The following is an 878-nucleotide window of genomic DNA, read 5'->3' as shown; positions in this document are numbered from 1 at the left end:
CGTCATCGTTGCGGTCGAAAAAGCGCAGGTTGATCACGCTTTGAATGCCCAGCTTGACAATGGCTTCGCCATCTTCGGCAACAGGCTGCTCGCTGCGGTAAAGCTTGTCGTCAATGCGATAAAGGTTGGCATCGTGTTTGACGGGCGTTGCCCAACGTTCGGACTGAACGGCTTTGTTGCCGTTATCCGGCGGCGCAGATAAACAGGCAACGGGCAAGCCGGAAGCGAGAAGGCACAATAAAAGACGACGCATAAAATTCCTGTATGAAAATCAATTGAAAATCAAAATATCATGCGATTCTATCAAAACCCGTTCGGATATTCTATCTGCGCAAACCGCGTTACAATAAAGCCTCTTTTTTCAGACGGCCTTTCATCATGACCTGCCTTGCTTGGAACACTACACCCACCCTTGCCGACCTTTGCCGCGCTATCGAACAACATACCGTGCCGCTTTATTTGATTGTCTGCCTGCCTGAAAACCATATTCCCGATTTTCCGCTGTCAAATCATCCCTCAGAGCTTGAAGGCCGTCTGAACAACCGTCTAGCTCAAGCCATGAAATGTCTTCAGTTCAACAGTGCTAATGTTTTAGAAAACCTATTGCCTGATGTGCATCTCTGGCTGGTTCCGCCACATCGCGCCGACCGCTTACACGAACATTTCCATCATATCGAATGGCAAACCGAAGCCATACCCCAATCCTCCCCTGTTCCTCTAAAACCTTGGTTCAGACGGCCTGAACATCAAGCCGCACCCGAACACGTCCTGATCATCGGCGCAGGCATCGCCGGCGCGGCAACCGCGCGCAAACTGGCGGAGCACGGCGTACGCGTTACGGTTTTGGAGGCAGGCAAAGCGGCGCAGGCAGGCAGCGG

General features: G+C 52.2%; 1 protein-coding gene and 1 pseudogene. One reads left to right on the top strand and one right to left on the bottom strand.

Annotated features, from left to right (window positions below):
• Positions 1-253: pseudogene (locus ACTHS3_RS15635) on the bottom strand (protein-tyrosine-phosphatase); the annotation flags it as partial.
• 125 nt (positions 254-378) lie between these two features.
• Here ACTHS3_RS15635 and ACTHS3_RS15630 point away from each other — a divergent pair.
• Positions 379-878: FAD-dependent oxidoreductase (locus ACTHS3_RS15630; RefSeq protein WP_440368460.1), on the top strand; the 500-nt coding region annotated here is incomplete at its 3' end.

The organism is Neisseria sp. P0009.S007, from assembly GCF_051962515.1.
This window is presented reverse-complemented; position numbering and strand designations above follow the sequence as displayed.